Consider the following 25932-nt stretch of genomic DNA (forward strand, 5'->3'; position numbering starts at 1 on the left):
GAGGAGACAACGCAATGCAAGCAAACGAAGAGCATGCGGCCGGCGGTGCATCCGTGGATGCCGCGGCCGCGCACGCGACCGGGGCGGACGAGGGCGGCATCTCGCTGCGCACGATGGAGCTGATCGTCGCGCTGCTGCTGCTGGCCGCCGCCATCGTGGTGATCTGGAGCAATCAGGCGATCGGCGCGGGTTGGGGGCCGGACGGCCCGGAATCCGGCTACTTTCCGCTGCGCGTCGGCGCCATCGTGCTGGTGTGCAGCGTCGCGGTCGCGTGGCAGGCCTGGCGCACGCCGCGGGGACCGATCTTCGCCACCTGGCAGCAGCTGCGCCAGGTATCGGTGATCCTGTTGCCGCTCACCATCTATGTCGGCCTGATCGGTTTCCTTGGGATCTATGTCGCATCGGCGCTGTTCCTGTGCGGCTTCATGATTGCCGTGGGCAAGACGCAGTGGTGGCGGGCGGCGCTGCTCGCCGTCGGCATCAGCGTCGTGCTGTTCTGGATCTTCGAAGTGCAGTTCCGCGTGCCACTGCCCAAGGGCCCGCTGGAAGCGGCCTTTGGCTACTAGGGGAGTGCGATGGAAGAATTCAACGCCCTGATGGGGGGCTTCGCCGTCGCGCTATCCTGGCATAACGTCGGTCTGATGTTCGTCGGCATCCTGCTCGGGATCGTCGTTGGCGTGCTGCCCGGGCTGGGCGGGCCCAACGGCGTGGCGATCCTGCTGCCGCTGACGTTCTCGATGGACCCGATCTCCGCCATCATCATGCTCTCCTGCATCTACTGGGGAGCGCTGTTCGGCGGTGCCATTACCTCGGTCCTGTTCAACATCCCCGGGGAAGCCTGGTCGGTGGCAACGACCTTCGACGGCTATCCGCTGGCGCAGCAGGGGCAGGCCGGCCGGGCGCTGACCTCCGCCTTCACCGGCTCATGCCTGGGCGCGCTGGCCGGCGTGCTGCTGATCACGTGCCTGGCGCCGCTGGTGGCGAAATTCGCGCTGCGTTTCGGGCCGCCCGAGTTCTTCGCGGTGTACCTGCTGACCTTCTGCAGCTTCATCGGCATGGGCAAGGAACCCAAGCCGAAGATCCTGATCGCGATGTGCGCCGGCTTTCTGCTGGCCGCGGTCGGCATGGACACGGTGTCGGGCACGCTGCGGATGACCTTCGGTTCGACCGAGATGCTGCGCGGCTTCGACTTCCTGGTCGCGGTGATCGGCCTGTTCGGCATCAGCGAAATCCTGCTGACGATGGAGGAGGGCGTCGCCTTCCGCGGCAAGCAGGCGAAGATCGACCTGAAGGTGGTGCTGCGTACCTGGGCCGAGTTGCCGCGCTACTGGATGACGGTGCTGCGCTCGTCGGTGATCGGCTGCTGGCTCGGCGTGACGCCGGGCGGGGCGACCGCCGCGTCGTTCATGGGTTACGGCGTGGCCAAGCGCATGGCGCGCGATCCCGACTCGTTCGGCAAGGGCAATATCGAAGGCGTGGTCGCGCCCGAGACCGCCGCGCACGCGGCCGGCACCAGTGCGCTGCTGCCGATGCTGGCGCTGGGCATTCCCGGCTCCGCGACCGCGGCGGTGCTGCTTGGGGGCCTGATGATCTGGGGCTTGCAGCCCGGGCCGCTGCTGTTCCAGGAGCAGGGGCCCTTCGTCTGGGGGCTGATCGCCAGCATGTACCTGGGCAATATCGTCGGGCTGATCGTGGTGCTGTCGACGGTGCCGCTGTTCGCCGCGATCCTGCGCATTCCGTTCTCGATCATCGCGCCGCTGATCCTGGTGGTCTGCGCGATCGGCGCCTACACGGTCAATACCGCGCTGTTCGATGTCTGGCTGATGCTGATCTTCGGCGTGATCGGCTACGTGCTCAAGAAGCTGAACTATCCGCTGGCGCCGCTGGTGCTGGCACTGGTGCTGGGCGACCGCGCCGAGGACGCATTCCGGCAGACCATGCTGGTGTCCGGCGGCAGCCTGGACATCTTCTGGTCCAACGGGCTTGTCGGCACCATCATGACGCTGGCCATCCTGGTGCTGGTCTGGCCGATGATCGGCGATCTGCGTGCGCGCCTGACCGGGCGCGCCGAGCCGCGCGAGGTGGGGGACAACGGCTGATGTAGCGGGGTGGGGGCGCTCGCTGGCCCTCTCCCCCGGCCCCTCGCCCGCAAGCGGGCGAGGGGAGCAAACCCCCGGCGGTGGATAGCCTGCCGGTGTGCTCCCCTCTCCCGCTCAGCGGGAGAGGGGCCGGGGGAGAGGGCAATCGTGCGCCCCCACCCCAACCAACCCTCACTTCGCCGCAGCCCCCTCGCTGCCGCCAAACCGCCCATCCCTGAAGTCATTCAGCGCTTCAAAGATCTGCTGCTGACTGTTCATCACGAACGGCCCGTACTGCACGATCGGCTCGTTCAGCGGCTTGCCGGCGATCACCAGGAAACGGGCGTCGGCGTTGGCGCGCACGATCACGCCATCAGCCTGCGCATCGTTGCTCAGCACGCCCATCCGCTGCGGCTCCAGCACGCTTGCTGCCTCCCCATCGCCGACGGTCACCTCCCCCCGATACACATAGACGAAGGCGTTGTGCCCGAGCGGCAGCGCTTGCGAGAACGTGCTGCCCGCCGGCAGCGCGACGTCCAGGTACACCGGCTCGGTGACCGGGCGCGCCACCGCCCCGTCGACGCCGTGCGAGCGGCCCGCCAGCACCCGCAACGTGCCGCCCGATTCCAGCTTGACGGTGGGAATCGCCGCCGCCGGCAGGTCCCGGTACCAGGGCGCCGCCATCTTGTCGCTGGCAGGCAGGTTCAGCCAGAGCTGGAAGCCTTCCATGCGGCCGTCTTCCTGTTCCGGCATCTCCGAATGAATGACGCCCGAGCCGGCCACCATCCATTGCGCACCGCCGTTCTCCAGCAGTCCCTCGTTGCCCGCGCTGTCGCGATGGCGCATGCGCCCGGCGAGCATGTAGGTGATGGTCTCGAAGCCGCGATGCGGGTGAGCCGGAAAGCCGCCGATATAGTCGTCGCGGCTGTCGGTGCCGAACGCATCGAGCATCAGGAAGGGGTCGAGCCGGCGCTGCAGGTTCTGCGTCAGCACGCGGGTCAGCTTCACGCCCGCGCCGTCCGAGGTGGCGATGCCGCGCACCTCGCGCTCGATGGTGCGGCTGCGGCGGACCGCTTCGGTGGCGCTGGCGGCGATGGTCGGCGTCGGCTGGGTCAGGTCGAGCGTGGTCATGGCGATGCTCCTTGCAAATGGTTGGCGGCGCGGCCCGAAAACACGGCCGGGCAGGGCGCCGCGGGATGACCACCAATTTACCCGTCGCTGCGGAAAGCGGTAGTCGGCCGCCCGGCAAATCATCGTTCCATCAATAGAACGGTAGGGCGGAGCCGGTGCTTTTGGTGCAACGCCGACAGTGTGCAACCGAGCGATGCGCCATCGGTGACGCAAGCGCCACCAGCGCCCGCGTGGCCGTCCAGATCCGTGCCGTTTCTTGCCATCTGCGCAGGAATTGCAGGATAGAGGTGACAAAATCGCAGAAGTTCGTTATAGTAGCGGCCTACTTGCCATCCGTTGCAGAAAGATCGCATCAGGCGCATCACATTTGCCCGTTCCGGCGGGTCTCGACAGGGACCATGGAACGACGCGTTGAGCGCCGGCGCAGCAGTCGATCTGGCAACGGCCGATTGATCCGGCGGCGCGTCGGAAAGAGTCTCAACTTTGCGCTGCCACTGGCCTGCCGGCCACGCTTCGTCACCTGGCGAAGCGTGTTTCCCGCAGCGCCGCTCCAGGGCGGAAGCGACCTTTCGCTGCCGTCCGTCCCGGGATTGCCCCGACACCCGCATCGACTCCGCGCCAGTTGCGCCCGGCTGCGATACGGACAACGGTCGATCCATCGCTCGTCCGCCGGCTCGACGCCGGTCATGGCGGGCCCCTAGCCAATCTAGTCCGGACCGGCAGGAACGCCGCGTCGCTGTCCACGCCCTTCGCTGGCGCGGGCTCGCCCGTTCTCGCCCCTTGTCCGCTTTCGTGAACCGCAAGCCGCGGAAGGCCTCGTGCCGTCTGCGCCCAAGGAGTAACGATGCCCAAGCACGCCCTGCGCATGCTCGGCTGGACGGCTGTTGCCGCCACCGTACTCGCCGCCCTGGTCAACGGGGTCGGCCTCGACGTCATCCGTCAGCACCAGGACCGCCTGCTGTACGACCTCGCCGACCATCTGCGCCTGGTCTGCCTGTCGATGGCGCTCGCCCTGGTCACCGGCGTGCCCGCCGGCATCCTGCTGTCGCGTCCCGCCATGCGGCGCTGGGCCGACCGCCTGATGCAGGTCTTCAATATCGGCAACACCGTGCCCTCGCTCGCGGTGCTGGCGCTGTCGCTGGCCGTGCTGGGCATCGGCACCCGGCCCGCGGTGCTGGCACTGTGGCTCGCCTCGCTGCTGCCGATCGTGCGCAATACCTGCGAAGGGCTGCGCGGCCTGCCGCCGACGCTGCTCGAAGCCGCGCGCGGCATCGGCATGACGCCGCGCCAGCAACTGCTGCGCGTCGAGCTGCCCAACGCATTGCCGGTGATCCTGGCGGGCGTGCGCACCGCGCTGGTGATCAATGTGGGCACCGTGCCGCTGGCCTTCCTGATCGGCGCCAACAGCCTGGGCGAGATGATCCTGCCTGGCATCTACCTGAACGACCAGCCGCTGCTGCTGCTGGGCGCCGCGGCCACCGCCGTGCTGGCGCTGGTGCTGGATGCCGCCTTTGCGGCCGCGGGGAACCTGTACCTGCGTCGCCGCGGGCTGGCGTAACGCGGCACGGGAGGAGAAGAGAACCCAATGAACAAGCAAGATTTTTCCGCGCGGCATCCTGCCCGCAACCTGCTGGCAGTGCTGTTCGCCCTGCTGTTCGTCTGCCTGTGGGCAGGCAAGGCCGTCGCCGGACCGATCCGCATCGGCGGCAAGAACTTCACCGAGCAGCTGATCCTGTCCTCGATCACCTCGCAGTACCTGCGCGCCAAGGGCTACGGCACCGAACTGACCGGCGGGCTGGGCAGCACGCTGATGCGCACCGCCCACGAAACCGGCGAGCTGGACGTGGTGTGGGAGTACACCGGCACCTCGCTGATCGTCTACAACCGCATCCTCGAAAAGCTCGACGGCGAGCAGACCTATCAGCGCGTGCGCGAGCTGGACGCCGCCAAGGGTTTGATCTGGCTGGACCGCAGCCGAATCAACAACACCTATGCGCTGGCAATGCCGCGCCATCGCGCCGAGGCCGAAGGGCTGCATACGCTGTCGCAACTGGCGCAACGGATGCAGGCCGACGTCAGCCGGGGGGAGGACGACGATGGCAAGCATACCTTCGCCATCGACATGGAATTCGCCGCGCGGCCCGACGGGCTGGAGCCGCTGAAGAAGATGTACGGCTTCTCGTGGAAGCGCCGCCAGGTGATCCAGCTCGATCCGGGCCTGGTCTACACCGCGCTGCGCAACGACCAGGTGGAGACCGGGCTGGTCTATGCCACCGACGGCCGCATCAAGGGCTTCGACCTGGTGCTGCTGGAGGACGACAAGGGCTTCTTCCCGGCATATCACGCTGCTCCGGTGGCGCGCAAGGCGGTGCTCGATGCCAACCCCGCGCTCGCCGGTCAGCTCAATGCGCTGGCTGCCGTGCTCGACAACGAGAGCATGACCGAGATGAACTACCAGGTCGACATCAAGCAGCAACCGGTCGATCGCGTGGCAGCGGCGTTCCTGCGCGAACACGGCTTGCTTTGACCCCGGAGGACAAGACATGGACCTGATCGCATACCTGCAGGACAGCTGGCCCATGCTGCTCAAGCTGACCGGCCAGCATCTGGCGCTGGTCGGCGCGGCGGTCGGCATGGCCGTGCTGCTCGGCGTGCCGCTGGGCATCGCCGCGACGCGCTGGCGCTGGCTGGCCACGCCGCTGCTGGGCCTGGCCACGGTGGTGCTGACGATTCCGTCGCTCGCACTGTTCGGCCTGATGATTCCCGCCTTCGCCCGCTTCGGCCACGCGCTCGGCTATGTGCCAGCGGTGACCGCGGTGTTCCTGTACTCGCTGCTGCCGATCCTGCGCAACACCTATGTCGCGCTCAGCGGCATCGAGCCCGGCATCCAGGAAGCGGCGCGAGGCATCGGCATGACGCGCTGGCAACGGATGCGTCTTGTGGAGCTGCCGATGGCAGTGCCGGTGATTCTGGGCGGGGTACGAACCGCGGTGGTGATGAACATCGGTGTGGCGACCATTGCCGCACTGATCGGCGCCGGCGGACTTGGAGTGCTGATCCTGCAGTCGATCAGCCAGAGCAACATGAGCAAGCTGGCAGTCGGCGCAGTGCTGGTCAGCGTGCTCGCTATCGTGGCGGACCTGTTCCTGCAGAAACTGCAGCGGGCACTGACGCCGAAAGGACTACGCGCATGATCGAACTCGACCGACTGACCAAGACCTTCACGCAGAAGGACGGCAACCAGGTGCACGCCGTCAATGCGGTATCGCTGACGGTGCCGCGCGGACGGATCTGCGTCTTCCTCGGCCCCTCGGGCTGCGGCAAGACCACCACGCTGAAGATGATCAACCGCCTGATTCCGCCCAGCTCCGGCACGGTGCGCATCGACGGCGAGGACACCTCGTCGATCGACGAGGTGACGCTGCGGCGCAAGATCGGCTACGTGATCCAGCAGATCGGGCTGTTCCCCAACATGACGATCGAGCAGAACATCATGGTGGTGCCGCGGCTGCTGGGCTGGGACATCAAGCGTTGCCGCGAACGCGCGCGCGAACTGATGGCGATGGTGCGGCTCGATCCGGACCGCATGCTGTCGCGCTACCCCCGCGAATTGTCGGGCGGGCAGCAGCAGCGCATCGGCGTGATCCGCGCGCTGGCGGCCGACGCACCGGTGCTGCTGATGGACGAGCCGTTCGGCGCCGTCGATCCGATCAACCGGGAAAGCATCCAGAACGAGTTCCTGCAGATGCAGCGCGAGCTGGGCAAGACCGTCATCATGGTGTCGCACGACATCGACGAGGCGATCAAGCTGGCCGACCAGATCGCGGTTTTCCGCGGCGGACGGCTGGTGCAGTGCGATCATCCGGATGCGCTGCTGGCCAATCCCGCGGACGAGTTCGTGCAGGCCTTCGTCGGCCACGACAACACCCTCAAGCGCCTGCTGCTGGTGCGCGCCGGCGACGCCGCCACGCTGCCCCCGCGCGCGACGCCGCAGATGCCGCTGTCGCAAGCGCTGGCGCTGATGGACGACGCCGACATGCGCTACCTGCCGGTCATCGAGGCGGGCGGCAAGGCAACCGGCTACGTGACGCGCCGCGCCGCGCGCGAAGGCGCCGCCACTGGCGCCAACTGCGGCAGCGCGATCCGTCCCTTCACCGCCACCGCGGCGGCGGACGAACACCTGCGCATCGTGCTCTCCCGCATGTACCAGCACAACACCAGCTGGCTGCCGGTGCTCGATGCGGACGGTGGCTATCTCGGCGATGTCACGCAGGACTCCATCGCCGCCTATCTGAGCGGCGCCAAGTCCTCCGGCATCCCGGCGCCGACCGACGTCAGCACGGTGCCCGCGGCGCCCGCTGGCGAGGTGGTGCAGGCCGGCGTGCCGCCGCTGCGCGTGGCCGCCTGATCGCTCCGGCACGGCTGCAACGAAAAAGGGCCGCGCCCGGGATTACCCTGGCGCGGCCCTTTGCATTGCAGCGGGCGCGGCGTCGCGTCAGTTGCGCGTCAGTCGCGCACCAGCTCGCCGTCCTTCAGCCGCCACAGTTTCAGCGGGTTGCCGTCGCGCAGCGCTTCCGGCAGCAGGGCTTCCGGCACGTTCTGATAGCACACCGGGCGCAGGAAGCGCGAGATCGCGCTGGCACCGACCGAAGTGGTGCGCGCATCCGAGGTCGACGGGAACGGCCCGCCGTGCACCATGGCAAAGCAGACTTCGACGCCGGTCGGATAGCCGTTGAACAGCACGCGCCCGGCCTTGCGCTCCAGCACCGGCAGCAGCGGACGCACCGCTTCGTAGTCGCCGGCATCCGCCTGCACCGTCGCCGTCAGCTGGCCTTCCAGCACGCGCGCCAGCTCGGTCATCTCCTGCAGGTCGCGGCAACGCACCAGCACGGTCGACGGGCCGAACACCTCGGCCTGCATCCGGTGGTCGGCGATGAATTGCGCCGCGGTGGTCTCGAACATCGCCGGGCAGGCCTGGTTCGGACCGCTGCCCTTCACGCCGCAGGCGACCTGCTGCAGCCCGTTGATCTGGCCGAAGCTGGAAATGCCCTGCTCGTAGGCGGCATGGATGCCCGCCGTCAGCATCGTGGCCGCCGGCTTGGCGCCCAGCGCGGCGGCCGCCGCGGTGCGGAACGCCTCCAGGTCCGGACCGTCGACGGCAAGCACCAGACCCGGGTTCGTGCAGAACTGACCGACGCCCATCACCAGCGAATCGACCAGGTCGCGGGCGATCTGCTCGCCGCGCGCGGCCAGCGCCGCCGGCATCAGGAACACCGGGTTGATGCTGCTCATCTCCGCGTACACGGGGATCGGCACCGGACGCTGCTGCGCCACGCGCGTCAGTGCCAGGCCGCCGGCGCGCGAGCCGGTGAAACCCACCGCCTGGATCGCGGGGTGCGCGACCAGCGCGGTGCCGATCTCGTTGCCGGCGCCGAGCACCAGCGAGAACACGCCTTCGGGCAGGCCGGCGTCGGCCACCGCCTTCTGGATCGCGCGGCCCACCAGTTCCGAGGTGCCCAGATGCGCCGGGTGCGCCTTGGCCACGACCGGACAGCCGGCGGCGAGCGCCGATGCGGTATCGCCGCCGCCGACCGAGAAGGCGAGCGGGAAGTTGCTGGCGCCGAACACGGCAACCGGGCCCAGCGCGATGTTTTGCATGCGCAGGTCCGGACGCGGCGGCGTGCGCTCGGGCAGCGCGCTGTCCAGCGTGGCACCTTGCCAGCGGCCATCGCGCAGCAGCCGGGCGAACAGCCGCAGCTGGCCGCAGGTGCGGCCGCGCTCGCCTTGCAGGCGCGGCAGCGGCAGGCCGCTTTCCTGGTTGGCGCGCTCGATCAGCGCGTCGCCCAGCGCCTCGATCTCGTCGGCGATGCGCTCGAGGAACGCCGCGCGCTGCTCCGGGCTGGTGGCGCGGTAAGCGTCGAAGGCCTGCTCGGCCAGCTGGCAAGCCTGGTCGACTTCGGCAGCGCCGCCGCCGTGGAAATCGGGGCCGAGCACTTCGCCCGTGGCCGGGTTGGTCGCCTGCAGTACCGCATCGTTGCCGCGCACTGCGCGGCTGCCGATCAGCATTTCACCTGTGATCTTCATCGCTGTGTCCTGAAATGTCGATGCGCACCGAAGCCCGGGGGCCGCGGTGCGCTGTTGATTCTTGCGGGGGAGGGCGTGCGCCCGATGCCCTCTCCCCCGGCTCCTCTCCCGCCGGGCGGGAGAGGGGAGAAAACCGGTAGCGTTCGAATCGCCCTGGTTTTGCTCCCCTCTCCCACTTGTGGGAGAGAGGCTGGGGGAGAGGGCCAGCGAGCGCATGCCCCCCGGAGAACCCCCTTACTGCCCGCCACCCACCTTCTTGATCAACGCGGCCAGCATCTCGCACTCTTCCTCGGTCAGGTCCGTCAGCGGCGGACGGACCGGACCCGCGTCGTGGCCGACCAGACGCGCGCCGGCCTTGATGATGCTCACCGCGTAGCCCTGCTTGCGGTTGCGGATTTCCAGATACGGCAGGAAGAACGTATCGATCAACTTGCCGACCGTGTCGTGATCCTGCGCGGCGATGGCGCGGTAGAAGTCCATCGCCGTCTTCGGGATGAAGTTGAACACCGCCGACGAGTACACCGGCACGCCCAGCGCGCGGTAGGCGGCCGCATAGACTTCCGCGGTCGGCAGGCCACCCAGGTACGAGAAGCGGTCGCCCAGGCGGCGGCGGATCGACACCATCAGCTCGATGTCACCCAGCCCGTCCTTGTAGCCGATCAGGTTCGGGCAACGGTCGGCCAGGCGCTCCAGATGCGCCGCGCTCAGGCGCGAATTGCCGCGGTTGTAGACGATCACGCCGAAGGACACCGACTTGCAGACCGCTTCCACGTGGGCGGCAATGCCGTCCTGGCTGGCTTCGGTCAGGTAGTGAGGCAGCAGCAGGATGCCATGCGCGCCTTGACGCTCGGCTTCCTGCGCATAGGCGATCGCCACGCGGGTCGGGCCGCCGGCGCCGGCAATGATCGGTACCTTGCCGCGGCAGGTTTCCACGGCGGTGCGGATGATGTCGCTGTATTCGTTCGGCTCGATCGAGAAGAACTCGCCGGTACCGCCTGCGGCAAACAGTGCATTGGCGCCATAGGGGGCCAGCCACTCCAGACGCGCGGCATAGGACTTGGCGTTGAAGTTGCCTTGCGCGTCGAAATCGGTGACCGGGAACGACAACAGGCCGGAGCTGACGATCTGCTTGAGGTCTTGCGGGTTCATGGACATGATGGTTTCCAGAAGAAGGGCGCCGGCCAGGTCGGGGCGCGAGTCACAGGCTGTTGGAACAGGCTTGACGCAATGGTACGGGAAGATATGACATCATACAACTAGCCATGTCCCCGTTTTTGGGCAGGGTAAACGCTGGGTTGCCGGGTTTTTCGAGGGGAGATTGCGCGGGCAGCGGCACGTCAGCTCCGATGGGTACCGCACCACTATAGGAAAGACCGATTGCGCCCAGGGGGCGGCAAGCAGCAGGCGTTTCAGGCAGCGGCCGAAGACGCCTTGCGCAAGCGCTCGCGGCTGTTGGTCAAGTGCATGCGCATGGCCGCCTTGGCGGCGTCGGGATCGCTGCGCTCGATCGCATCGAAAATGCTGTCGTGCTCGAAATTGACCCGTTCCAGATACTGCTGCCGTTCCGCCGGGGTGACGTGCAGCCGGGCACGCGGAATTACCGCGGCACCCAGATGGCCAAGGATCTCGCTGAAATAATGGTTGCCGGTAGCGCGGGCGATCGCGAGGTGAAAGGCCAGGTCGGAGCCGACCGAGTCTTCGCCCGTCGCCGCGCCGCGCTTGAGCTCCTGCAGCGCCTGCCGAATCGCCTCGAGCTGCGGGGCAGTGCGCCGTGCCGCGGCCAGTCCGGCGGCCTCCGCCTCGATGCTGACGCGAAACTCGAGCATCGCCAGCACGTCCATCGCGGTACCCAGCGCCGCCGGATCAATGCGGAACGGCGAGGGCGTCTCCGCCGCGGGCGGGGTCAGCACGAAGGTGCCAATGCCGTGCCGCGTCTCCACCAGTCCGCTTGCCTGCAGGCGCGACAACGCTTCGCGTACCACGGTCCGGCTGACGCCGAGCGCCGCCATGATCTCGGACTCGGTGGGCAGCTTGTCGCCCGGCCGCAGCTTGCCTTGGCGGATGCTCTCCGTCAGATTGGCGACCGCTTCTTCGGCGAGCGTGCGGCCGCGGCGGCGCAAAGGCGTGGCCGTGCCGGTGGTGGAGGCGTTCATTGAGCGTGGGATAGGAACCGCGACCGGAATGCCGGATTATACCCCTTAACAGGTTGTATGACGACGGATAACACGAGGTGGCCGACCCCCGGACGGGCGGGGCGGAACTACCGGGGAAGGGAGGCGCCGACATGGGCCTTGCGCATTGGCGGAGACGGTGAGATTCGAACTCACGGATGGGTCACCCCATCGGCAGTTTTCAAGACTGCTGCCTTAAACCACTCGGCCACGTCTCCCGCATGCTGGTCGCGGAGCCGGCTTGAACGCCGGCCGCGCATTATAGCAAGGCGCGGTAACCCGGAGGCTCCGACGCTGCGGGAAGTGGAGCACTCTACGCTCCCTTTCATTTGGTTACCGCAATGTGTCCGAGTCCGTCCGACCTCGCGGAACCTTCGCGCCTTCGCTGCCTCCTAGCGCTCAGAGAGGACGCGGCCGGCTCGCGTCCTCATCTTTCTCATTCAGTCAGGAGAACCTTCAATGAATGGCAAGTTGATGTTGGGCGCGGTCACGGTGGCCGCCGCAATCGGCACCGCAGGGTGTGCCCAGCCGGGTGGCGGTTATGGCTATGGCGCTGGTGCCAATACCGGATACCAGACGCAGGCCTCGGGCACCTATCAGGCCCCGGCGGGTTCCGTCTTCTATGGCCGGGTCGAAGCGATCGAACCGGTGCAGCAGCAACGCGGCGCCAGCTCGGGCATGCTGGGCACGGTGATCGGCGGCCTGGCAGGCGGTCTGCTCGGCCATCAGATCGGCGGTGGTCGCGGCCAGACCATCGCGACCATCGGCGGTGCGGTCGCTGGCGGTGTGGCCGGCAACCAGATCGAGCAGCGCGCGACCGGCGGCATGGAAACCGTCTATCGCGTTCACGTCCGCCTGGATGACGGCCGCATGGCAACCGTCACGCAACGCCAGGTGAACAACCTGGGTGTCGGCATGCGAGTGCAGGTCGCCAACGACATGGCCACGCCGATCTGACGGATCGACGTCGATCGCAGCAACGGAAACAGGCCGCGTCTCTCGCGGCCTGTTCTTCTTTCCCTTTGCCGACAGCGCTTGAACCCCCCGCGCTGTCGTTCCCGCGAAAGCGGGAATCCAGCGTCTTCGATGAGCCACTGGGTCCCCGCGTTCGCGGGGACGACAGGGTGCAGCAGTGCAGGGCCGCGTCTGTGGCGGCCTGGTCCTTGTTGACCTTCGCTGCCAGCGCTTGAACCACCCACGCGTCATTCCCGCGCAGGCGGGAATCCAGCGTCTTCGATGAGCCACTGGGTCCCCGCTTTCGCGGGGACGACGGGGGGCAGCAGTGCAGGGCCGTGTCTGTGGCGGCCTGTTCCTTGTTGACCTTTGCTGGCAGCGCCTGAGCCACCCGCGCGTCGTTCCCGCGAAAGCGGGAATCCAGCGTCTTCTTTGAGCCACTGGGTCCCCGGCTTTCGCGGTGACGACGGCGTTTTGCCAGCAGTCGAAGGCCTCATCCCCGCAGGAAGATCTCCTGCAGATCGTTCAGGAAGCGCCGACCCAGCTCGGTCGGCCGGATCACGGTCGGGTCGGCATCCAGCAGCCCCTTTTCGGTCGCCAGCGCCAGCTCCTTGCGGATGGTATGCAGCGGCAACCCGGTGTGCTCATGGAACAGCCCGGCCGGCACGCCATCGGTCAGCCGCAGCGCATTGAGCATGAACTCGAACGGCAGATCCTCGGCGGCGACATCGCGGGACTCCTGCACCGCATCGCCCGCCATCGCCTTTTCCATATAGGTCGCCGGATGCTTGTAGCGCATCTGGCGCAGCACCCGATGCGGGAACGACAGCTTGCCGTGGGCGCCGGCACCGATACCCAGGTAATCGCCAAAGCGCCAGTAGTTCAGGTTGTGCCGCGCCTCTCGGTGCGGCCGCGCATAGGCCGAGGTTTCATAGTGCCGGAAGCCGGCCTGGCCGGTGCGTGCCTCGATCCAGTCCTGCATCTCGTACGCGGTGTCGTCGTCGGGCAGTGCCGGCGGAAAGCGAGCGAACAGCGTGTTCGGTTCCAGCGTCAGGTGATACAGCGACAGATGCGTGGTCCCGTACGACAGCGCGGTCTCCACGTCCTGCTGGCATTGCGCCAGCGACTGTCCGGGCAGCGCATACATCAGGTCGAGGTTGACGTTGTCGAAGTGGCGCAGCGCGATCTCGATCGCGCGATGCGCCTCGTCCCCACCGTGAATGCGTCCCAGCGCCGCCAGATGCGTGTCATTGAAGCTCTGGATGCCGATCGACAGCCGGTTGATGCCGCTGGCCCGATAGCTGGCGAAGCGCTCCGCCTCGAAGGTGCCGGGGTTGGCCTCCATGGTGATTTCCGCGTCCGCATCCAGCGGCAGCAGTGCCCGGATATCCGACAGCAGCCGGTCCATCCCGGCCGCGCTCAGCAGGCTGGGCGTGCCGCCGCCGATGAAGACGGTATGCACGGGCCGGCCCCAGACCAGCGGCAGCGATTGCTCCAGGTCCGCACGCAGCGCATCGAGATAGGCGGTCTCGGGAATCGCGCCGCCGTCCTGCGCGGCGTGCGAGTTGAAATCGCAGTACGGGCATTTGCGCACGCACCATGGCACATGGACATACAGCGACAGCGGCGGCGAAGCCGGCAGGTCGATCTTGCCCGGCTTGAGCCACAGTCCGACGTTGTCCTTGCCGGACGGGTTCGCCGCTGCGCTGGGCCCCGCAGCCGGGGCCGGCACGATAGGGATCATCACGATTCGGGTTGCGCGGCGTGAATGCCGGCCACGCCGCCGGCGCCGCCGCCAAGTCCGCCGCTCTCGCGCAGCCGATCGCACAGCACGCGCAGCGCCTGTGCCCGATGGCTGATGCGGTTCTTTTCTTCGGCGCTCAGCTGCGCCGCGGTCATGCCCAGCGACGGCAGCAGGAAGTGGGCGTCATAGCCGAAGCCGCCTTCGCCGCGCGCCTGCTCCGCAACCTCGCCGTGCCAGCGGCCTTCCGCGATGATGGGGCAGGGGTCGTCGGCGTGACGGACCAGCACCAGCACGCAGTAGTAGAAAGCCGAGCGATTGGTCTGCCCCGCCAGCTGGGACACCAGGTAGGCGTTGTTCGCTGCGTCGCTCTTTTCCAGCCCCGCCATCTGTGCATAGCGCGCGGAATAGACGCCGGGTGCGCCACCGAGGAAATCGACACAGATGCCGGAATCATCGGCCAGCGCCGGCAGGCCGGCCAGGCGGCTGGCGTGCCGCGCCTTCGCCAGCGCGTTCTCGACGAAGGTGACGTGCGGCTCCTCGGCATCTGGAATGCCCAGCGCGCCTTGCGGCACCACATCGAAGCCCAGCGGGGCCAGCATCGCGCCGAATTCGCGCAGCTTGCCGGCATTGCCGGAAGCGAGCACCAGCCGTTGCGGCTCGTTCATCGCAAGTCTCCTCAGGCCAGGCCCAGCGCCTGCCGTTGCAGTTGCACCAGACGCGCGATGCCCTGTTCCGCCAGCGCCGTCATGGCGTCCAGCTGGGCGCGCGAGAACGGCGTGCCTTCGGCGGTGCCCTGCACCTCGACGAAGCCGCCGCTGCCGGTCATCACCACGTTCATGTCCGTGTCGCAACCGCTGTCTTCGGCATAGTCCAGATCCAGTACCGGCTGGCCGTCCACCATGCCCACCGATACCGCGGCGACGAAGTCCCGGATGGGGCTGGCCGGGATCAGTCCATCGCGCAGCATCAGCGACACCGCATCGTGCGCGGCGACGAACGCGCCGGTAATCGCGGCGGTACGCGTACCGCCGTCGGCCTGCAGCACGTCGCAGTCCAGCTGCAGGGTATGTTCGCCCAGCGCGGCGAGATCGAATACGGAGCGCAGTGCACGTCCGATCAGGCGCTGGATTTCCTGCGTGCGCCCGGTCTGCTTGCCCCGGGCGGCCTCGCGGTCCGAACGGGTATGCGTCGCGCGCGGCAGCATGCCGTACTCCGCCGTGACCCAGCCTTCCCCCGAACCCTTCTTGTGCGGGGGCACCTTGGTCAGAACGCTGGCCGTGCACAGCACCTTGGTGTCGCCGAAGGCGCACAGTACAGAGCCTTCCGCATGGCGCGTGTAGTGACGGGTCAGGGAAATCGGGCGTAGCGCGTCGGGCGCGCGTCCACTGGGTCGCATTGAGATCTCTTGGATAGTATTGGAAGGAATAGCCGGGATTCTACCGTCGGCAGGTATCGGCTGCCGGCCGGCCCTGCATTGCCGCGACCCTGGGCCGCCAAGTTCTTTACAATACGAGGCTTGGTCAGCTCACCCGCACGGCAGCCGCCCGCCGTCTCGTCGCCCGTGCCCCTTCCGTGCCGCTACGCCATTCTCCAAATCAAGAGACGAATCGATGATCCATAGCATGACTGGTTACGGCCTGGCGACGCGCCAGGCCCCGCTGACCGACGCGCAGGGCGCGCCGACCGGCCGCACGGCCGCCGTGACGGTCGAGTTCCGCACGGTGAATTCGCGCTTCCTCGACCTGCTGTTCCGCGCCCCGGAGGAGTGCCGCGCGTTCGAGCCGGCGCTGCGCGAAATGCTGATGGCCAAGCTCTCGCGCGGCAAGCTGGAGTGCCGCATCAACCTGCAGCGGGTCGATAACGCCGGCGCGTCGCTCGCGCTGAACGACGGCTTGCTGGAACAGATTCGCGCGCTGGAAGTGACGGTGGCGCGCACCTTCGAGCAGGCCGGTTCGCTGCGCATGGGCGAGATCCTGCGCTGGCCGGGCGTGCTGGTCGAACCCGAGCTGTCGCAGGACGCGCTGCGCGAGGCGGTGATGGGCGCGGCAAGGGACGCGCTGGCCCAGCTGCTGGAAGCGCGCGGCCGCGAAGGCCAGGCGCTGAAGGCCACGCTGGTCGAGCGCATCGACGCGATGCTGGCGATCGTGCAGCGGCTCGCGCCCGCGGTGCCCGAACTGATCGCCTCGCACCAGCAGAAGCTGACGGAGCGGCTGCAGGAAGCGTTCAACCTGGTCGCGCCGAATGGCATGACCTCGATGACGCGCGACGAAATCGGCGAGCGCATCCGCCAGGAAGCCACCGTCTACGGCATCCGCATCGACATCGCCGAAGAGTTGTCCCGGCTTGAAGCGCATCTGAACGAGACGCGCCGCATCCTCGACAAGGGCGGCCAGGTCGGCAAGCGCCTGGACTTCATGATGCAGGAGCTGAATCGCGAGGCCAACACGCTGGGCTCCAAGGCCGCCGCCAAGGAACTGGCCGACGCCTCGATGGAATTGAAGCTGCTGATCGAGCAGATGCGCGAACAGATCCAGAATCTCGAATAACCGCAATGACTGACTCCACCCATACCGCCATCGATACCGCCTATCCGGGCAATCTGTTCATGGTGGTCGCCCCCTCCGGCGCCGGCAAATCGACGCTGGTCAACGCGCTGCTGGCGCAGGACCCGTCCATCCGCCTGTCCATCTCGCACACCACGCGCGCCCCGCGTCCGGGCGAGCAGGACGGCCGCGAATATCACTTCACCACGGTCGATGCCTTCCGCGAAGCGCGCGACCGGGGCGACTTCCTCGAATGGGCCGAGGTCCACGGCAACTACTACGCCACCTCGCGCGTGTGGATCGAGCAGCAGATGATGCACGGTCACGACGTGCTGCTGGAGATCGACTGGCAGGGCGCGCAGCAGGTGCACGAGCGTTTCTCCAACGCTGTCGAGATCTTCATCCTGCCGCCGTCGCTGACCGCGCTGGAGGAGCGCCTGCGCAAGCGCGGACAGGACGAGCCCAACGTGATCGTGCGCCGGCTGCTCGCCGCCGGCAGCGAAATGGCGCATGCGTCCGAGTCCGACTACGTGATCATCAACGAGGTCTTCGCCGAGGCGCTGCAGCAGCTGCAGAATGTCATCAGCGCGACGCGGCTGCGGTTTTCCTCGCAGAAAGCACGGCATGCGGAGCTCTTCATCGAGCTCGGCATCCACTGATCCGGCCGTCCGCCGCAGGGCGATCCGCACCTGCGGTAAAATGGCAACCCGCATAGGTTCTGTTCCAAGGTTGAATTGATATGGCGCGCATTACCGTCGAAGACTGTCTGAAACACATCCCGAATCGCTTCGAGCTCGCGCTGGCGGCGACCTACCGCGCTCGCCAACTGGTGCAGGGCCACACGCCCAAGGTCGAGGCCAAGGACAAGCCCACCGTGGTGGCGCTGCGCGAGATCGCTTCGGGCCAGGTCGGCATCGAGATGCTGAAGAAGGTCCCGACCTGAAGCGCTGGCGGCCCGGTCTCTGTCGCACGGCTGTAGCGCCAGGGTTGTTGGTCCCGGGCTGCTGCCTTGCCGTCGGACGCTAATCGTCGCAGCCCACAGCCGCCATCATGTCGTCGTCGAACCGTTCCACCTCCACGCTGCCGCGTACCGGCAATGCACCCGGTGCCGCCCGCACCGGGGCGCCGAACCTGCCCGATCCGATGGGCGACGATGTCGTGGGCGAACGCGCGATGGCGCCAGCCATGGCGCCGGCACGCCCGGCCGCGGCCCGGGAGCCGGCCGCTGATGGGCTGTTCATCGATGCGGTGCTGGAGCAGACCTACCGGCACTTCTTCGGGCCGACCTCGCAGCCGGCCGTCCCGCCCCGACAACAGGTCATCTCCATCGCCGGGCTGATGGAGAAGCTGGGCTATCTGAAGCCCGCCGACCAGGCCATCGTCCGCGAGGCGTTCCAGTTCTCCGACGAAGCCCACCTGGGGCAGTATCGCCAGAGCGGCGAACCCTACATCACCCATCCCGTTGCCGTCGCCGAACTGTGTGCCGAGTGGAAGCTCGACGCGCAATCGATCATGGCCGCGCTGCTGCATGACGTGATCGAGGACCAGGGCATCACCAAGAGCGAACTGGCCGAGAAGTTCGGTCCCAAGGTCGCCGAACTGGTCGATGGCCTGACCAAGCTGGACAAGCTCGAATTCCAGAGCCGCGAGCAGGCGCAGGCGGAGAGCTTCCGCAAGATGCTGCTGGCGATGGCGCGCGACGTGCGCGTGATCCTGGTCAAGCTGGCCGATCGCACGCACAACATGCGCACGCTGGACTTCGTTCCTGCGGAGAAGCGCCGGCGCATCGCGCTGGAGACGATGGAGATCTACGCGCCCATCGCCCACCGGCTTGGCCTGAACACCACCTACCGGGAACTGCAGGAGCTGTCCTTCAAGGTCGGCTCGCCGTTCCGCTATGCCACGCTGGAGAAGGCCGTGCGCGCCGCGCGCGGCAACCGGCGTGAAGTGGTGACGCGGATCCTGGAAGCGGCGCAGACCGCGCTGGGGGAGGCGGGGATCGTCGCGGAGCTGTCCGGCCGCGAAAAGACGCTGTACAGCATCTATCGCAAGATGCACGACAAGCAGCTGTCGTTCTCGCAGGTGCTGGACGTCTACGGCTTCCGCGTCGTGGTCGAGACGCAGATGCACTGCTATATGGCGCTCGGCGCGCTGCATGCGCTGTACAAGCCGATGCCGGGCAAGTTCAAGGACTACATCGCGATCCCCAAGATCAACGGTTACCAGTCCCTGCACACCACGCTGGTGGGCCCGTTCGGCACGCCGGTGGAGTTCCAGATCCGCACCCGGGAGATGCACCAGATCGCCGAAGCCGGCGTCGCGGCGCACTGGATGTACAAGCATCACGCCGACCAGATCAACGATATCCAGCAGCAGGCCCACCAGTGGCTGCAGTCGCTGCTCGACATCCAGAGCCAGTCCGGCGATTCACAGGAATTCCTCGAACACGTCAAGATCGACCTGTTCCCCGACGCGGTCTACGTCTTCACCCCCAAGGGCCATATCCGCGCCTTGCCGCGCGGCGCCACCGCGCTGGACTTCGCCTACGCGGTGCACAGCGACCTGGGCAACCAGTGCGTGGCCGTCAAGATCAACAACGAGCTGCTGCCGCTGCGCACCGAACTGAAGAGCGGCGATATCGTCGAGGTGGTCACCGCGCCGTATTCGAAGCCGAATCCGGCGTGGCTGTCGTTCGTGCGCACCGGCAAGGCGCGCGCGGCGATTCGCCACTACCTGAAGACCACCCGCCTCGACGAGGCGATCCAGCTGGGCGAGCGGCTGCTGGATCAGGCCGCACGCCAGCTCGGCATCGATCTGAAGGCGGTGCCGCAGGCCATCTGGGATCGGATGATCCAGTGGACCGGCAACAAGCAGCGCGACGATATCTTCGCCGACCTGGCGCTGGGCCGCCGTGTTCCGGCCGTGCTCGCCAAGCGCATGGAGATCCTGCTGCAGGAACTGTCCGGCGATCTGGACAGCGCGCTGATGGCGGCGGTGCAGACCTTCTCGGGTGAAGACGCGCCCGCGGTGGCGGTCACCGGCGACGAGGGGATGGCGATGATCTTCTCGCCCTGCTGCCGGCCGATTCCCGGCGATTCCATCGTCGGCTATCTCGGCAAGGGCGAGGGCCTGCAGATCCACGTGCAGGACTGCAAGGTCGCCAAGCGGCTGCACAGCAAGGATCCGGAGCACTGGATCGAGGTGATGTGGGCCAACAAGACCACGCGCGCCTTCGATGCGTCGATCAAGGTGCTGGTGCGCAACGTCAAGGGCATCGTCGCCCGCGTGGCGGCCGACCTGACCGCCGCCGACGCCAACGTGGCGCACGTCGCCATGGAGCATCAGGACAACAACGGCCGCCAGGAGGCGACCTACATGCAGTTCATCCTGCAGGTGCACGACCGTCTGCACCTGGCCAACGTCATGCGGGCGCTGCGCCGCAATCCCGACGTGATCCGCATCTTCCGCGACCGCAACGACAGCTAGTCCGCCGCCAGGGCCTTTGGCAGCCGCCTTTGCGTACGCCCTTGCGGCCGCCTTCGCAGCGGCCTTCGTCGTGCCATTATCCCTGCGCCGCGGGTTTGGGGTAGCGGACCTCGAGGATGTCGATCTGCTCGACGCCGTTCGGCGTGCGCAGCGGTACCGTGTCTCCTTCGCGGGCCTTGATCAGCGCCTTGGCGATCGGCGAGATCCAGCTCACCTTGTTGGCGTCCAGGTCGACCTCGTCCATGCCGACGATGGTGATGGTGTTCTCCGTGCCGTCCTGACTGGCATAGGTGACCGTCGCGCCGAAGAAGATCTGGTCGTTGTCACCCTGCAGCGAGGCGTCGACGACCTCCGCCTTGTCCAGCCGGCGGGTCAGGAAGCGGATGCGGCGATCGATCTCCCGCAGCCGCTTCTTGCCGTACAGATAATCGCCGTTCTCCGAGCGATCGCCATTGGACGCCGCCCACGACACGATCTGCACCACCTCGGGCCGCTCGACATCGATCAGGTGCATCAGTTCGCCGCGCAGCCGCTGGTAGCCCTCGGCGGTAATGTAGTTCTTGGTGCCGGCGGGAAGCGGGGTAGCGCCTTCCGGCAGATCGTCATCCTCGTCGTCCGAGGATTCCTTGACAAAGGCCTTGCTCATGATAGGGATGGTGACATCGAGGCTGACATTATAGAAAGACCGCGCCGCAAGCGAGCCGTTGCATCGCGCACCGCGGTTTGGAGGGTTGCGATGCGCCCGACGAGAAAAATCGTAAAGGGGGCTTCCCAAAATCCGAAATCCGGTTATAATCTCTTTCTCGCGTGCGGCTGTAGCTCAGTTGGATAGAGTACTTGGCTACGAACCAAGGGGTCGTGGGTTCGAATCCTGCCAGCCGCGCCACCTATAAAGCAGTAAAAGAAGACAGTACGAAGTACGTGCAACGCCCCGGCAAGCCAACGCTGCCGGGGCGTTTTCTTTTCTGCCAGCGCGATTGCCGCCGTTCCCCATGTCAGCGCGAGGCGGATGGCGTCAACGTGCGCCTGGTCGCTATGCTGCTATTGCAATCCCATCAGGCAAGGAGGCGCAATGCAAGGCGACGATTGGCGTGTCGAGGTGTATCGCGACCTGGACGTCCATGTGCGGGTGAGCACGGCCGACGACGGGGCGGGGCAGCGTTGGGTCTGGGAGGTGCGCATCGCGCAGGAAGGCATGGACGCAGCGGACGCCGGCGATATCGAGATGCTGACCAGTGGCGAGCAGTCCTTTCCGACGCGTCACGCTGCCGAGGTCGCGGCGTTTGCCGCCGGTTATGCCCAGGTCGATCGCATGCTCGGCACGGAAGCGCCGTGAGGCATCGGACCCGCGCACGTTCGCCGGATCGCTTGCATCACGACGTGATGTAAATTGAGCTTGCTTTTCCCGTGCGACCGCGGCATAATCTCATTCTTCCAGACGCGGGGTGGAGCAGTCTGGCAGCTCGTCGGGCTCATAACCCGAAGGTCGCAGGTTCAAATCCTGCCCCCGCAACCAAATACTCCCTGTCCGGCAGGGAGCGCTCGATTCCCATCTCCGGGTGATGATCGCAGCGCGCATGCCCGGACATGCGGCAAGACGCACGGCGAACTTCTTCGCCGCACGCAGGGCAGCCAGCCACGCGTGCCATCCCGTTCCAGTATTTCCGAAAATTGTCGATGCCGCGGAGTCTTCCGCGGCCGATCTACGTTGCGCGCGTCGGTTGCATTCAGCCGGCCGAGCCGCCGGCAAGCGCCAGTGCCTGTTCGAATGTGTCGCGCACCGCGGTCTGGCCTTCCTGGTCCGCTGCGTTGGCCAGGTCGCGCAGACGAGACACCAGCACCTGCAGGTTGTTGCCCGCCGGCACGGTCTTCGAGGCATCGCACTCGCTGACCGCCTCTGTCATTACCTGGCTGAGCTCGTCGGTAACGTCGGCGCCGTCGAAGGCGCTGACCGACAGGGCGCTGATCCGGTCGAGATACAGGTTGACCAGCGCTTCGTCATGTACCGGCTCTGGCAGATCCATTCCGAACTCCTTCGGGGTGTCGAGGTGGAGTCCATTCTAGTGTGCCGCCCGCGGCCGCTGCTGTCGGCACCTGGCCTACAGCAAGCGGGCTTCGCCCATGCTCAGGAGGGCCTTCGCCGGTCTGGAGCCGGCAATGCGGCCCGCCGTCGTGCCGGTTTCAACGCCCGCGTGGGCCAGAGCACGTAGTTGGTATGCGGATCCATCGGCTTGCCAAAATAGGACACCCACACCTGCACGCCGTGTTCGGTTTCCGCGATGATCGCCGCCACCGCGCGCGCGGCGACCGACGGGGACTTGAGCAGGGTGGCCAGGGCCTCGACCCCTTGCACGAGATGGTGCTTCACCCCCTTGAACCACGCATACTGCCGCATGGCTGACAACAAACGCTGTGTCATACGATTCGCTCTCCACGTTGTCGAGTTGATGGCTATGACCGGTGGGGCGGGGCTTCGTTCGCGGCGCAACGACTTTTGACCATCGCTTCCCTTCGCCGTGCCTTTTGCCACATCGCGGGGGATCGCGCGCGGGAAAGACAACCCTTCCTGGGTGACAGCATACGTCGTTTTGCGCGACGCGGTTGTGAAATCCCTTGCCAACCCGGCATCGTCCCGGGGTCTTGCCCGCGTGCGGGCGCCAAGCACGATCGCGGGCCTTTGTCAGTCTCCTCCGACAATCAGCCGCGGCGGTCTGCAATTGACACTGCTCGCGGCCATCCATTAGCGTGAAGTCAGCAGCGGGCCGCGCCTGCTGTGCGCGAATAGCGTCTAGCGAATTACCGCCTGCGAGGAGGAGCGATGACCGAAGACATGCTGATGCAGCTGATGGAGGCCGTCGAAAAGGAAGATCCGATCGACTATGCGAACCTGCCGTTCGACGATCGCAAGCTGCGCGCGATCGTGTGCCGGCTGCTGGCCGAGCGCTCCCGCGAAATGGAGGCGGCCGGCATGAGTGCCGACGCGGTGCTGGCAACCATGTGGGCATCGACCGCCAAGCTGGTGCTCGAGAACATGGTGCTCAACGCCAGGCTGCTGGCCGTGCAGGGGGCGCCCGACGAGGCCCGCAAGCTGATCGATAGAATCTCGCGTCAGTCGCGCCGCGGACGCTGATCGGCGAGCACGTCGGAGCCCATTTCGCTAAACTACTGCCTTTCCCATTTCTTCGGCGCGGCCTGCCAGTCTGTCGCCCGCGCGTGGCAGTTGAAGGAGAGGCAAGGTGGTGAAGTGGATAATCGTCGCGGCCTATCTGGGCGCGATACTGTATGTGCACTTTCGCGGCAAGGTTCGCCTTCGTATCTGGCGGCAATTGCTGGATCATTCGGCGCTGGTCGCCCCGGTCAACTGCTTCATGTACGCCTTCTCCGGCGTGCCGCGGACTCCCTATATCCCGGTTGACCGCTTTCCGGAACTGGAGCGGCTGCGCGCGGCATGGCCCGAGATCCGCGACGAGGGCCTGGCGCTGGCCGCCATGCGCAAGATCAAGGCCGCGGAGAAGAACGACGACGCCGGCTTCAATTCCTTCTTCAAGTACGGCTGGAAGCGCTTCTATCTGAAGTGGTATGAGGCGCACCATCCGTCCGCCGAGCAGTTGTGCCCGCGCACCGTCGCGCTGCTGCGCGAGATGCCCTTCGTCAAGGCGGCCATGTTTGCCGAGCTGCCGCCAGGCGGCAAGCTCAATCCGCACCGCGATCCCTTCGCCGGCTCGTTGCGCTACCACCTGGGTCTGGCCACGCCCAACGACGACCGCTGTTTCATCGAGGTCGACGGTGAACGGCATAGCTGGCGCGATGGTCAGGGCGTCGTGTTCGATGAAACCTATCTGCACTGGGCAGAGAACCGCAGCGACCAGAACCGGCTGATCCTGTTCTGCGATATCGAGCGGCCCATGCGCTACGGCTGGGCGGGCAAGGTCAATCGCTGGCTGGGCCGCAAGGTCATGACGGCGGCCAGCTCGCCCAACGACGAAAGCGACCAGACCGGCATGATCAACCGGCTCTTCCGCATTGTCTGGCTGGGCGGACAGTACCGCCGCCGGCTCAAGGCGTGGAACCGGCCGCTGTACTACGTCGTCAAGTTCGGCCTGATCGCCGCGGGCGTCGCGCTGATCGTGCTGCTCTGACGCCACCGGCGCCCTGGATGCCGGGGCGCCGGCAAGATGTGCTTGCCGGCCGCGCCCCGGCAGCCCCTTCTCAGGCCTGGCGCCTGTCCCGTTCCCCCCGCAGCTTCTCGTAATACGCCCGCTTGGCCTCGTACATGCGGGCATCGGCGATCTTCACCGTGTCGGTGAGCCGCTCGCCCGGCGCGCAGGTTGCCGCGCCGAGGGCGAAGTTCAGCGGCGCACCCGGATAGAACTGATTGTTCAGCTCGACCACCTGTTCGATCTGCGCGATCACCGTCGCCGTCGCGCGCTCGTCCCGGTCGGGCAGCAGCACCATGAATTCGTCGCCTCCCACCCGGGCGATACAGAAGCCGTCCCCGACCGCCTTTTTCAGCGCTTCGCCAGCGCGGCGCAACAGCGAGTCGCCGTCGCCGTGCCCCAACTGGTCGTTGATCTGCTTCAGGCCGTTCAGGTCGACCGCGATGACGCTGACCGGCCACGGCCCCTTGCGTGACAGCCGCGCCAGCTCGTCCTCGTAGTAGGCGCGGTTGTGCAGCTTGGTCAGCACATCGTGCTTGCCCAGGAATTCGACATAGGCTTCGGCCTTCTTGCGCGCCGTGATATCCGTCAACGACACCAGCACCTGGTCCCAATCGGCCTCATGGCCCGGGAAGACCGACCATTGCATGAAGACATCGACAGGGCGGCCATCCAGCGCGTAATTGACCACCTCGCGCTGCTGCCACAATTTCTCGTTCCACAGATCGACCAGCTGTTCGGCGAAGTGCGACCGCATGTCGTCGCGAAAGACCTCCGCCAGCCGCGTCAGCAGCACCTGCTTGGAGGGCGCGCTGAACATCAGCAGGGTCTGCTGATTGACGTCGATGACGCGGATTTCCTGCATGCAGCGGGAGATAAAGTCGGGGTGCACGTTCAGGAAGGTGCGGAAGTCGGTAATACCGGCTTCCCGGACTTCGTCGAGGAGGACCTTGACCGAGCTGAAGTCCTCGACCCACAGCGACACCGGCGAATGCTCGAAGAGGCCGACCGCATACTGGCGGCTCTGGCGCAACTCGCGCTCGGCGCGCTGGCGCTGGGTGATGTCTTCGATCGATACCAGCACCCGATCCCAGCTGTCCTCATGTCCGGGCAGCACGCGGGCGGCCACCAGGATATCGAGCCGGGCCCCGTCCAGCGAGTAGTTGACGCCCTGGCCGGAGAAGCCGCCCTGGCCCTCCCACAGCTGGACCAGTTCCTCGACGTGCTGCTCGAACATGTCGTCCCGGAACACCGTATCGAGATTGGCGACCAGATCGTCCAGATCCGCCGCGGCGAACAGCTGCAGGGTGCGGCGATTGACCTTGATCAGCCGGATCAGGGACGAGCAGTGCTCGACCTCGCCGGGGTTGGCCAGCAGATAGGCGCGCAGGTCCTGGACGCCGGACGCGCGCAGCGCCTCCAGATGGCGCCGCACGCCGCTGTAATCCTCCAGCCAGAGCGAAACCGGGGCGAGATCGAACAGGTTCTGATCGTCGTCGACTGTCGAGGAAATGCTGTCGGCCATCAAGGCGTTCTCCATGAGTGAGCAGCGCGCGGTGGCCGGCACGGACAGGTGACCGGGAG

25 protein-coding genes and 3 tRNA genes are annotated in these 25932 nt (G+C 66.8%); 16 read left to right on the top strand and 12 right to left on the bottom strand.

What is annotated here, in order from left to right:
* The first annotated feature begins 14 nt into the window (after positions 1-14).
* Positions 15-566: a tripartite tricarboxylate transporter TctB family protein gene (locus K6V06_RS01485; protein WP_222239793.1), complete on the top strand. Its 552-nt coding sequence runs from the start codon at positions 15-17 to the stop codon at positions 564-566.
* Positions 567-575: 9 nt separating this feature from the next.
* Entirely contained in the window at positions 576-2099 is a 1524-nt protein-coding gene (locus tag K6V06_RS01490; protein ID WP_222239794.1) for a tripartite tricarboxylate transporter permease, read from the top strand.
* A gap of 171 nt (positions 2100-2270) precedes the next feature.
* On the opposite strand, the gene K6V06_RS01495 is transcribed toward K6V06_RS01490, so the two are convergent.
* Positions 2271-3209 carry a pirin family protein gene (locus K6V06_RS01495; protein WP_222239795.1) on the bottom strand — a complete coding sequence of 313 codons (939 nt, stop codon included), beginning with the start codon at positions 3207-3209 and terminating at the stop codon, positions 2271-2273.
* Positions 3210-4053: 844 nt separating this feature from the next.
* Here K6V06_RS01495 and K6V06_RS01500 point away from each other — a divergent pair.
* From K6V06_RS01500 to K6V06_RS01515, 4 genes are read left to right on the top strand one after another with little or no spacing between them, the layout of a single operon-like run.
* Positions 4054-4767 (top strand): ABC transporter permease, encoded by a 714-nt coding sequence (locus K6V06_RS01500; protein ID WP_222239796.1) that lies wholly within the window; start codon positions 4054-4056, stop codon positions 4765-4767.
* A gap of 27 nt (positions 4768-4794) precedes the next feature.
* Positions 4795-5736 (top strand): glycine betaine ABC transporter substrate-binding protein, encoded by a 942-nt coding sequence (locus tag K6V06_RS01505; protein ID WP_222239797.1) that lies wholly within the window; start codon positions 4795-4797, stop codon positions 5734-5736.
* A gap of 16 nt (positions 5737-5752) precedes the next feature.
* Entirely contained in the window at positions 5753-6403 is a 651-nt protein-coding gene (locus tag K6V06_RS01510) for an ABC transporter permease (RefSeq protein ID WP_222239798.1), read from the top strand.
* Positions 6400-7617, top strand: a complete 1218-nt coding sequence (locus tag K6V06_RS01515; RefSeq protein ID WP_222239799.1) for an ABC transporter ATP-binding protein — start codon at positions 6400-6402, stop codon at positions 7615-7617. Before K6V06_RS01510 ends, K6V06_RS01515 begins: the two co-directional genes overlap by 4 nt.
* Positions 7618-7715: 98 nt before the next feature.
* On the opposite strand, the gene K6V06_RS01520 is transcribed toward K6V06_RS01515, so the two are convergent.
* The 4 genes from K6V06_RS01520 to K6V06_RS01535 all read right to left on the bottom strand — a co-directional run bounded on the left by K6V06_RS01520 (position 7716) and on the right by K6V06_RS01535 (position 11682).
* Positions 7716-9293: an aldehyde dehydrogenase (NADP(+)) gene (locus K6V06_RS01520; RefSeq protein WP_222239800.1), complete on the bottom strand. Its 1578-nt coding sequence runs from the start codon at positions 9291-9293 to the stop codon at positions 7716-7718.
* A gap of 234 nt (positions 9294-9527) precedes the next feature.
* Positions 9528-10448: a 5-dehydro-4-deoxyglucarate dehydratase gene (kdgD, locus tag K6V06_RS01525; protein WP_222239801.1), complete on the bottom strand. Its 921-nt coding sequence runs from the start codon at positions 10446-10448 to the stop codon at positions 9528-9530.
* Between the two features lie 254 nt (positions 10449-10702).
* Positions 10703-11446, bottom strand: coding sequence for a FadR/GntR family transcriptional regulator (locus tag K6V06_RS01530; RefSeq protein WP_222239802.1), 744 nt, complete (start codon positions 11444-11446; stop codon positions 10703-10705).
* A gap of 146 nt (positions 11447-11592) precedes the next feature.
* Positions 11593-11682, bottom strand: a tRNA-Ser gene (locus K6V06_RS01535).
* Between the two features lie 241 nt (positions 11683-11923).
* On the opposite strand from K6V06_RS01535, the gene K6V06_RS01540 reads away from it, so the two are divergent.
* Positions 11924-12421, top strand: a complete 498-nt coding sequence (locus K6V06_RS01540) for a glycine zipper 2TM domain-containing protein (protein WP_222239803.1) — start codon at positions 11924-11926, stop codon at positions 12419-12421.
* Between the two features lie 490 nt (positions 12422-12911).
* Here K6V06_RS01540 and hemW read toward each other — a convergent pair whose 3' ends face one another.
* From hemW to rph, 3 genes are read right to left on the bottom strand one after another with little or no spacing between them, the layout of a single operon-like run.
* Complete coding sequence (gene hemW, locus K6V06_RS01545) at positions 12912-14162, bottom strand: radical SAM family heme chaperone HemW (RefSeq protein ID WP_222239804.1); 1251 nt, start codon at positions 14160-14162, stop codon at positions 12912-12914.
* Positions 14162-14827, bottom strand: a complete 666-nt coding sequence (rdgB, locus tag K6V06_RS01550; RefSeq protein WP_222239805.1) for an RdgB/HAM1 family non-canonical purine NTP pyrophosphatase — start codon at positions 14825-14827, stop codon at positions 14162-14164. The genes hemW and rdgB overlap by 1 nt, the downstream gene beginning before the upstream one ends.
* Before the next feature lie 11 nt (positions 14828-14838).
* Entirely contained in the window at positions 14839-15558 is a 720-nt protein-coding gene (gene rph, locus K6V06_RS01555; protein ID WP_222239806.1) for a ribonuclease PH, read from the bottom strand.
* A gap of 214 nt (positions 15559-15772) precedes the next feature.
* Between rph and K6V06_RS01560 the strand changes: the two genes are divergently transcribed.
* The 4 genes from K6V06_RS01560 (at position 15773) to K6V06_RS01575 (ending at position 20191) form a co-directional block, all read left to right on the top strand.
* On the top strand, positions 15773-16708 hold the full coding sequence (locus tag K6V06_RS01560) for a YicC/YloC family endoribonuclease (RefSeq protein WP_222239807.1): 936 nt from the start codon (positions 15773-15775) through the stop codon (positions 16706-16708).
* Between the two features lie 5 nt (positions 16709-16713).
* Positions 16714-17364 (top strand): guanylate kinase, encoded by a 651-nt coding sequence (gmk, locus tag K6V06_RS01565; RefSeq protein ID WP_222239808.1) that lies wholly within the window; start codon positions 16714-16716, stop codon positions 17362-17364.
* Positions 17365-17444: 80 nt separating this feature from the next.
* Positions 17445-17648 carry a DNA-directed RNA polymerase subunit omega gene (gene rpoZ, locus K6V06_RS01570; protein WP_006578656.1) on the top strand — a complete coding sequence of 68 codons (204 nt, stop codon included), beginning with the start codon at positions 17445-17447 and terminating at the stop codon, positions 17646-17648.
* Between the two features lie 107 nt (positions 17649-17755).
* Complete coding sequence (locus tag K6V06_RS01575; RefSeq protein ID WP_222239809.1) at positions 17756-20191, top strand: bifunctional (p)ppGpp synthetase/guanosine-3',5'-bis(diphosphate) 3'-pyrophosphohydrolase; 2436 nt, start codon at positions 17756-17758, stop codon at positions 20189-20191.
* A gap of 76 nt (positions 20192-20267) precedes the next feature.
* Here the strand turns inward: K6V06_RS01575 and greB are convergent, their stop codons facing one another.
* The gene (gene greB / locus K6V06_RS01580; protein WP_222239810.1) at positions 20268-20837 is read right to left on the bottom strand and encodes a transcription elongation factor GreB; all 570 of its coding nucleotides are present in this window, start codon (positions 20835-20837) and stop codon (positions 20268-20270) included.
* Between the two features lie 163 nt (positions 20838-21000).
* On the opposite strand from greB, the gene K6V06_RS01585 reads away from it, so the two are divergent.
* From K6V06_RS01585 to K6V06_RS01595, 3 genes are all read left to right on the top strand, one after another.
* Positions 21001-21077 (top strand) — tRNA-Arg (locus tag K6V06_RS01585).
* 186 nt (positions 21078-21263) lie between these two features.
* Entirely contained in the window at positions 21264-21527 is a 264-nt protein-coding gene (locus K6V06_RS01590) for a hypothetical protein (RefSeq protein WP_222239811.1), read from the top strand.
* A gap of 103 nt (positions 21528-21630) precedes the next feature.
* A tRNA-Met gene (locus K6V06_RS01595) sits at positions 21631-21707 on the top strand.
* A 211-nt stretch (positions 21708-21918) separates the two neighbouring features.
* On the opposite strand, the gene K6V06_RS01600 is transcribed toward K6V06_RS01595, so the two are convergent.
* Positions 21919-22209 carry a hypothetical protein gene (locus tag K6V06_RS01600; protein ID WP_222239975.1) on the bottom strand — a complete coding sequence of 97 codons (291 nt, stop codon included), beginning with the start codon at positions 22207-22209 and terminating at the stop codon, positions 21919-21921.
* A gap of 107 nt (positions 22210-22316) precedes the next feature.
* Positions 22317-22610: a hypothetical protein gene (locus K6V06_RS01605; RefSeq protein ID WP_222239812.1), complete on the bottom strand. Its 294-nt coding sequence runs from the start codon at positions 22608-22610 to the stop codon at positions 22317-22319.
* Positions 22611-23009: 399 nt separating this feature from the next.
* Here K6V06_RS01605 and K6V06_RS01610 point away from each other — a divergent pair, with 399 nt between their 5' ends.
* A complete protein-coding gene (locus K6V06_RS01610) occupies positions 23010-23321 on the top strand; it encodes a hypothetical protein (protein WP_222239813.1) in 312 nt (103 codons plus the stop codon).
* 106 nt (positions 23322-23427) lie between these two features.
* Positions 23428-24330: a lipid A hydroxylase LpxO gene (lpxO, locus tag K6V06_RS01615; protein ID WP_222239814.1), complete on the top strand. Its 903-nt coding sequence runs from the start codon at positions 23428-23430 to the stop codon at positions 24328-24330.
* A gap of 70 nt (positions 24331-24400) precedes the next feature.
* Here the strand turns inward: lpxO and K6V06_RS01620 are convergent, their stop codons facing one another.
* Positions 24401-25873, bottom strand: coding sequence for a GGDEF domain-containing protein (locus tag K6V06_RS01620; RefSeq protein WP_222239815.1), 1473 nt, complete (start codon positions 25871-25873; stop codon positions 24401-24403).
* Positions 25874-25932 lie beyond the last annotated feature (59 nt).

The organism is Cupriavidus sp. AU9028, assembly GCF_019795295.1.
Lineage (GTDB): Bacteria > Pseudomonadota > Gammaproteobacteria > Burkholderiales > Burkholderiaceae > Cupriavidus.

Excerpts from the sequence above, each read along its gene's own strand:
- rdgB (WP_222239805.1), bottom strand. The coding sequence starts at position 14,827 with ATGAACGAGCCGCAACGGCTGGTGCTCGCTTCCGGCAATGCCGGCAAG.
- K6V06_RS01505 (WP_222239797.1), top strand. The coding sequence starts at position 4,795 with ATGAACAAGCAAGATTTTTCCGCGCGGCATCCTGCCCGCAACCTGCTG.
- K6V06_RS01560 (WP_222239807.1), top strand. The coding sequence starts at position 15,773 with ATGATCCATAGCATGACTGGTTACGGCCTGGCGACGCGCCAGGCCCCG.
- K6V06_RS01510 (WP_222239798.1), top strand. The coding sequence starts at position 5,753 with ATGGACCTGATCGCATACCTGCAGGACAGCTGGCCCATGCTGCTCAAG.
- K6V06_RS01530 (WP_222239802.1), bottom strand. The coding sequence starts at position 11,446 with ATGAACGCCTCCACCACCGGCACGGCCACGCCTTTGCGCCGCCGCGGC.
- K6V06_RS01515 (WP_222239799.1), top strand. The coding sequence starts at position 6,400 with ATGATCGAACTCGACCGACTGACCAAGACCTTCACGCAGAAGGACGGC.
- gmk (WP_222239808.1), top strand. The coding sequence starts at position 16,714 with ATGACTGACTCCACCCATACCGCCATCGATACCGCCTATCCGGGCAAT.
- K6V06_RS01490 (WP_222239794.1), top strand. The coding sequence starts at position 576 with ATGGAAGAATTCAACGCCCTGATGGGGGGCTTCGCCGTCGCGCTATCC.
- K6V06_RS01520 (WP_222239800.1), bottom strand. The coding sequence starts at position 9,293 with ATGAAGATCACAGGTGAAATGCTGATCGGCAGCCGCGCAGTGCGCGGC.
- K6V06_RS01500 (WP_222239796.1), top strand. The coding sequence starts at position 4,054 with ATGCCCAAGCACGCCCTGCGCATGCTCGGCTGGACGGCTGTTGCCGCC.
- K6V06_RS01575 (WP_222239809.1), top strand. The coding sequence starts at position 17,756 with ATGTCGTCGTCGAACCGTTCCACCTCCACGCTGCCGCGTACCGGCAAT.
- K6V06_RS01590 (WP_222239811.1), top strand. The coding sequence starts at position 21,264 with ATGCAAGGCGACGATTGGCGTGTCGAGGTGTATCGCGACCTGGACGTC.
- rpoZ (WP_006578656.1), top strand. The coding sequence starts at position 17,445 with ATGGCGCGCATTACCGTCGAAGACTGTCTGAAACACATCCCGAATCGC.
- kdgD (WP_222239801.1), bottom strand. The coding sequence starts at position 10,448 with ATGTCCATGAACCCGCAAGACCTCAAGCAGATCGTCAGCTCCGGCCTG.
- hemW (WP_222239804.1), bottom strand. The coding sequence starts at position 14,162 with ATGATCCCTATCGTGCCGGCCCCGGCTGCGGGGCCCAGCGCAGCGGCG.
- K6V06_RS01495 (WP_222239795.1), bottom strand. The coding sequence starts at position 3,209 with ATGACCACGCTCGACCTGACCCAGCCGACGCCGACCATCGCCGCCAGC.
- K6V06_RS01620 (WP_222239815.1), bottom strand. The coding sequence starts at position 25,873 with ATGGCCGACAGCATTTCCTCGACAGTCGACGACGATCAGAACCTGTTC.
- K6V06_RS01610 (WP_222239813.1), top strand. The coding sequence starts at position 23,010 with ATGACCGAAGACATGCTGATGCAGCTGATGGAGGCCGTCGAAAAGGAA.
- K6V06_RS01540 (WP_222239803.1), top strand. The coding sequence starts at position 11,924 with ATGAATGGCAAGTTGATGTTGGGCGCGGTCACGGTGGCCGCCGCAATC.
- greB (WP_222239810.1), bottom strand. The coding sequence starts at position 20,837 with ATGAGCAAGGCCTTTGTCAAGGAATCCTCGGACGACGAGGATGACGAT.
- K6V06_RS01485 (WP_222239793.1), top strand. The coding sequence starts at position 15 with ATGCAAGCAAACGAAGAGCATGCGGCCGGCGGTGCATCCGTGGATGCC.
- K6V06_RS01605 (WP_222239812.1), bottom strand. The coding sequence starts at position 22,610 with ATGACACAGCGTTTGTTGTCAGCCATGCGGCAGTATGCGTGGTTCAAG.
- rph (WP_222239806.1), bottom strand. The coding sequence starts at position 15,558 with ATGCGACCCAGTGGACGCGCGCCCGACGCGCTACGCCCGATTTCCCTG.